Source organism: Deltaproteobacteria bacterium, from assembly GCA_019310525.1.
In the GTDB taxonomy this organism is placed as follows: domain Bacteria; phylum Desulfobacterota; class DSM-4660; order Desulfatiglandales; family HGW-15; genus JAFDEE01.
Genome location: JAFDEE010000128.1, coordinates 1 through 6,161 on the forward strand (window position 1 = coordinate 1; position 6,161 = coordinate 6,161).

Here is a 6,161-nt window from a genome sequence, read left to right on the forward strand (position 1 = left end):
CCCGTCACTAACCCCTTGAAATAACCAGGCCGGGAGACTCGGGAACGAGGGAAAGATCCCCATGCCCCTTCCGTTTCCATAACACCCGGTGAGTACTTCAATTCGGTACCGACCTCCAAAAGGCCGATGGCGCCTTTTCTTTCGTTCGGAGGCTCCCGGGCTGGTGTTTTCAGCGGCTTCCCCCACTGATAATCCCGCCGGTCACTTCAGAAAAGGGGCCATCGGCCCTTGTTCGAGTCATCCTTCCAAGGAGAAAAAGACCGAAAACATAAAACCCAAATTATGCATGACAAATTTTGAAAGAAGTCATTTGTTTAATGATTATATACGGTTGTACATCTTTTCAGATCAGATTACATTCACCAAAAAGGTGCAGTCAGGAAACATCAAATTTATTCAAAATTTGTCACCCTTCGGGATTGCCGATTTTGCCGAATCTGCTGCGTTGTAAGGCGCTTGAAGTACTAAAGTAGTCTGGGGTACCTTACGCCTTGCATCTTCGGCAAACTTGGCAATTGCATAATCCGGGTTAAAGCATTGGTACTCGAGAATTTCAACTGTAACTGAACCCCATGCCCCTTCAATAAAATTCAATTAGATATCGCAACACGCCTCTCTGTTCCGCCGGCCCACAAAGAAACCTGAATTTGAGAGTAAACGTTATACATAGGTATCCATCTGATTTTATTATAAATAAATAGCAAAATAATTATATTTGGGGCAATTATGAAATATGCTATCATCCCGTCGAGGTGGATTGAAGGGCCTATTTTGGACCTATCCACCGGTAAGAGATGAAAATATGTATAGAGCCCAACTCAGTTGGAGACCCGTGGCCGTCCTGTTGGGCCTCTCGCTCGTTTGGGGCGCCAACATGGCCATTGTAAAAATCGGAACCCTGGAAATCTCCCCCCTGTTCATGGCGGGAATTCGCTCCCTTGTGGCTGCTTTCTGCCTCTATGCCTGGATGAAGTTCAAGAAAATATCCCTTTACCCTTCGAAGGCCGTTCTCATCCATGGAGTCGTGATCGGGGCCATGTTCGGCACGGAGTTCGGACTGGTATATGTGGGGCTCCAGCACACAACGGCATCCAGGACCTATGTCCTTCTTTACTCAGCCCCCTTTTTCGTGGCCCTCGGAGCTCATTTTTTCCTGAAAGGTGATCTGCTCAATTCCTGGAAGGTTTCGGGCCTTATCTTGGCCTTTTGCGGAGTCGTCCTGCTTTTCATCGGTGACATGGGAAATTTCGGTCCCGGCGCACTTTCAGGCGATATCATGGCGCTCCTGGCGGGGGCCCTGTGGGGGGGCACCACTGTTTATATCAAGAGATTCATGGCCGATCGAACGATTCCCTTGCAGACCCTATTTTACCAGGTGTCCTTTTCTGCTCCCCTGTTGCTCGGCATGGGTGTGCTGTTGGAGAATCCCCTGATTTCAGGTTTCTCCCGGATGACTGCCTTCTCGGTGTTCTACCAGTGTATCATTATCGCCTTCCTGAGTTACCTGGTTTGGTTCGAATTGATCCACCATCATCCAGTAAGCCTTCTCCATGGTTTTTCTTTTTTTACACCGGTCTTCGGCGTCTTCCTGAGCGGCGCTTTGATGTTGGGGGAAATCATGAACCCGAAGCTTTTAGCAGCCCTTGGGCTTGTGAGCGTGGGAATGGTCCTGGTGAACCGCAAACCAGCCCCCCGGGTTATCCCGTCAAATCGAGACCTTTGAACCTGAATCTTGCATAAACAATTTTGAACCCAGATTATCCATGCCAAATTTTGAAAGATGTTATTTCTTTACTCCTGGAAGGTTGGCTCGGGCAGGGGCCGATGGCCCCTTTTGGAGACTGGTATGGAATTGAAGTGCTTGCCGGATTAGACTGAAGGGACATGTAGATCTTTTCTTCGTTCCCGGTCTCCCGGCCTGGTTATTTCAAGAGGTTAGTTGGATCGTTTTTTTTGTGTAGGGTTCAAGGATCCAAGGGTTCAAGTGGCCGAGTGATTGTTGAAGAACCGAATAAGCTGGCCTCAATGCATTTCACTTGACCCCTTGGCCCCTGGGCCCCTAAAGCTATCGGCTTCAGCCGATAGTAGGTTATTGGTTGGGAAACTCATCCGTGCCAGATATGCTTTCGTGGATGGGCACAAACTAGATGGAAGCGGCGTTGTGCATAAGGGCCGATACCTTTCCTTCAATCCGCTGGAGAATATCGAGGTCGATATCCAGGAACTTGAGGGACACGGCGTTTTCAAGATCAACGCCGTCCGTAACGTCCAGGGAATAACCCATGTGCCTGGAAAGAAGATTCGCCAGGTGGACCACCATGAGTTCCTTTGAAATGCTGTTCGTCTTGTCGGGATTGTGATGGTATTGGGCGATATCGGAATACTGTTGTGGAAAGTTCCATTTTTTTAACAAAGAACTTCCGAAACTGCCGTGATAGGCATCCAATGTATGGATGAGCTCCTTCCGGTCAATCCCTCCACCAAAAGCCCCATTGGTCTCCAGTTCAATCGCCACCTGCATCAGGAGGAGCTTCCCGATATCATGCATAAGGCCCATGGTGAAGACCTCGTCGGGGGTCTCCATTTGAAGATGGCGTGATATGATCTCGGAGGCATAGGCGCAAGACAAGGAATGCTTCCATAGTCTTTTAAGGGGTTCCTTGTACTTCTCGTTGTTGGTTGTATAAAGACTTCGGTTCGAGATGATTTCCACGTAGTTCTTGGTGGTCTTGAGTCCCAGGCGGCTTACGGCCTGCTCCAATGTTTTGTTCTTGTGAAGGCCGCAGTAGTATGGCGAATTGGATATGCTTAGGAGCTTGGAGGAAATTCCTACATCTTGCTTGAGTAGGCGGGTTATCCGGCCGATGGGGGCCCCTTCTTCTATCAATATTCTGAACTGAGAATTGATTTTTGGATAGGACGGGAGATTGATTTCACCCCTTCTGAATCGGGAGGTAATGGCCTCGATGAGACCCGCCCGGTCTTCCGTTGTAGCAGGGATTCCTTCCCAGGTCGTCGTCGATTCAAGCCGTTTTTCCAACTCGGCGATGCGCTGTTTTAAGGCGTTGATGGTCCGGAGCATTTCCTCCCGTTCGTTGTATTTCTCGATTGCCTCCTTGATGGAATAATAAAGTAGATCAAGATAGCCCTCGGTCTTCACGAGGTAATTGTAGGCACCGAGCCGCACGGCCTCGATGGCGCAGCGGGGGTCATCAGGTGCCGTGACCATTAGGACAGGGATATATGAATTTTCGAGGAGTCGTGGGAGCGCATCGATTCCAGAGCGGTCTGTGAAATTTTGGTCCAGGACTGCGAGGTCCGCTTTAGACCGAAGGTCTGCCAGGTCTGAAGCCTTGGTGACCATAAGGACCTTATACATGTCCCCCAGGGCCTTTTTGATTTGTTTGCACTCCTCCAAGTCACGATTGGCAACAAGTACGGTGTTCATCGCGGCAATCTCCATTGAGGGGCCCTCCCGTCGGATTGAACGGGATTCGGGGCCATGAATTTCGAAATTCAGGGATTTCGAGGCCCGAAAAATGGGACCATCTTTATATCGGTTCCACGAAAGGCCTTGTCAAGGAGATTTCCAGAGGAAGGGTCCTCAAGGATAGGGAAATTTCCTGGAAACGGTCAGATGACCTCCACCGCCCAGGGATGAGGGGGAGGGCTCCTCAGAATTTGCGGGTCCTTATGATGTTGAAGGCAAGCCAGAGCCCGAGTACACCCGAGACGATATAGCCTATGATTCCAAGGGCCGGAACACCGCTCAACATTGGCCCAAACCCGGTGGTAACGATCATGGAGGAGCCGATGATCAGGGCGGCGATGATGATGCCCAGGGTCAAGCGGTTCGAACTCCTTTCGAGGGATTTTTGTAAATTTTCGAGGTTTTCGTGCTGGAAATGGATGTTGAGTTCGCCCCGTTCCACGACGTCGATGATGTGGTCGATCCTGGCCGGAAGATTCTTCTGAAAAAATAGGAACTTGTATAAGATCAACCTCAGCCTTTCGAGCACTGCTTCCGGGTGCCACCTCTCCCTGGCCACCCTTTTGATATAGGGCTCGAATTCCCGGATCACGTTCAATTCGGGGCAAAGCTGGCGGGCCGTCCCCTCAGCCGTCACCAGGACCTTTATCATCAGGGCGAGATCGGCGGGAATCTGGAGGCGGTTTTCCCTCAGGAGGGTCGAGATATCCAGAAGTAGGTGTCCGATATGAACCTCCCCCAAGGGGCGGCTGTGAAAGGCATCCAGTATGTCGGCGATTTCCCGCTGCATCTTTTGGTGGTGAACGGGACCGCTCCTGGCCGTGAGGCTGAGAAGGGTCCAAAGGACCTTTTCCTCGTCCCTTTCGAATATGGCCAGCAGCAGGTCTACCAGATCGTATCTAAGCTGTCTCGTGAGCCGTCCCACCATCCCCCAATCCAGGAGACATATCTTGCTCTCCTCAAGAATCAGGATGTTTCCCGGATGGGGATCAGCGTGGAAAAAGCCCTCCTCTATGATCTGTTTCAAGGTGAAATGGAGGATTCGTTTGGCGAGGTCTTCGCGGTTCTCCAAATGTTGTAGATCCAGGTCCTTGAGCTTGGCCCCCTGTATGAGGTCCATGGTGAGGATTTGTTCGGTACAATAGGCCTCATAGAGCTCCGGGAGGTAGACAAGTGAAGCGCTCTTGAATCCGGCCTTGAAAATCTTCATGTTTCGGGCCTCCCGGGTGAAATCGAGTTCCCGGCGAAACGCAACCTTGATCTCCTCGACGAGGTTCGGGAAATCATAGACCCGGTTTCCGTCCATCCGCTTGTCCAGTTGCCGGGCGATCACTTCCATGATGTAGAGGTCCATTTCGACTACCCTGCGGATCCCGGGGCGCCTCACTTTCACCGCAACAGGCTTTCCCTCTTTGCGCAGAACGGCGCGGTGGACCTGTGCCAGGGAAGCGGCGGCAAGAGGGGTTTCCTCGAATGAGGAGAACACCTCCTCCAGGGGGCGGCCGAGGTTCTTTTCCACCATCTCCCGGATCTCGGGAAAGGGAACGGGGGCCACTTCGTCCTGGAGTTTCCGGAGTTCCTGGATGAGGGGGAAGGGAATGAGGTCGGGTCGAAGGCTCATGAGCTGCCCGAACTTGATGAAGGTCGGCCCGAGATCTTCGAGCACGTGGCGAATCCTCTCCCGCGTACTCATTCCCTTGTCCACCCTGCCGATCCGCTCGATGAAGACCTTGCCGGGCAGATCGAGCCTCTCCACCACGTCGTCGAGGCCGTACTTGAGCAAGGTCAAAATGATGTCCTTGAACCGCCCGAGATGGGTGATTGCCTTGATGTCCAAGTTTCGCTCCTTCTAGAGAGAATCAGGCCGGATTCCCACCATCTCAATCACCGAGTGACGAAGGTTCCTTTTCTTCCAACTCGGCAAGGCGTTTTTCCAGGGTGTCGATCCTCCTGGAGAGGGTTTCAATTTCTGTCTTTGTGACAAGGTCCAGGTTTTCCAGGGCCTTCCTCACGGTATCGAGGATCTTTGTCTGGAGTTCTTCCCATTGCCGTTGGCCGCTTCCGACCAGCTCATTGGCAAGTCTTTCAGCCTCCTCGGTGGAAATTTTGCCGTCATCTACCCACTTCCTGGTGACTGATTCAATCTTTTCCTTGGTCACCACTGCCGCCCCAAGGCTTGCAAGGAGACCCTTTCGAACGAATTCCAGCATCGTATTCCTCCCTTGAATGGTTAATCTGCTTAAAATTGGGAAAATTTTTTTAAATCTTTATCACTATATAATCTCTTTGATCCAGGAAGCAACAGGATTGTTGCAGACTCGTTTGCGGCAAGGATATTACGCCGGGAAAGAGTCGGGCAAGGATATTACGCCGGGAAAGAGTCGGGCAGGCGAAGTCTTTCTCATTGACAGGAAAAGGTATTTGAGGTATGTTTGGTATATAGAATATAGTTTTGTATGCAGAACAAATGTTCTTTATCCGTTTATCCCAAATTATGCGTTAATGATGAAATTGATCTTTATTACAATATGTTAAAGTGTTCTGACAGCACCCGATAGGTGAAGGGTAAAGGGATGTTCCCTCCGCTACGTTCGCTACGCCGTCCATGGCTCCGCTCACTGCCGATTTTGGCTCTTCCGCTCTCCCTGCCTGCGGCAGGCAGGCTGCTCCA

Annotated in this window: 4 protein-coding genes; 1 reads left to right on the forward strand and 3 read right to left on the reverse strand. The window is 51.1% G+C overall.

The genetic code is table 11. The features are described 5' to 3' along the window. Positions 1-802 precede the first annotated feature (802 nt). Entirely contained in the window at positions 803-1,723 is a 921-nt protein-coding gene (locus JRF57_15805; GenBank protein MBW2305162.1) for a DMT family transporter, read from the forward strand. Between the two features lie 420 nt (positions 1,724-2,143). Here the strand turns inward: JRF57_15805 and JRF57_15810 are convergent, their stop codons facing one another. The 3 genes from JRF57_15810 to JRF57_15820 all read right to left on the reverse strand — a co-directional run bounded on the left by JRF57_15810 (position 2,144) and on the right by JRF57_15820 (position 5,700). Next, positions 2,144-3,463, reverse strand: coding sequence for an HDOD domain-containing protein (locus JRF57_15810; protein MBW2305163.1), 1,320 nt, complete (start codon positions 3,461-3,463; stop codon positions 2,144-2,146). Positions 3,464-3,674: 211 nt separating this feature from the next. Beyond that, positions 3,675-5,327: a phosphotransferase gene (locus tag JRF57_15815; protein MBW2305164.1), complete on the reverse strand. Its 1,653-nt coding sequence runs from the start codon at positions 5,325-5,327 to the stop codon at positions 3,675-3,677. Between the two features lie 43 nt (positions 5,328-5,370). Continuing rightward, positions 5,371-5,700, reverse strand: a complete 330-nt coding sequence (locus JRF57_15820; protein MBW2305165.1) for a phasin family protein — start codon at positions 5,698-5,700, stop codon at positions 5,371-5,373. Positions 5,701-6,161 lie beyond the last annotated feature (461 nt).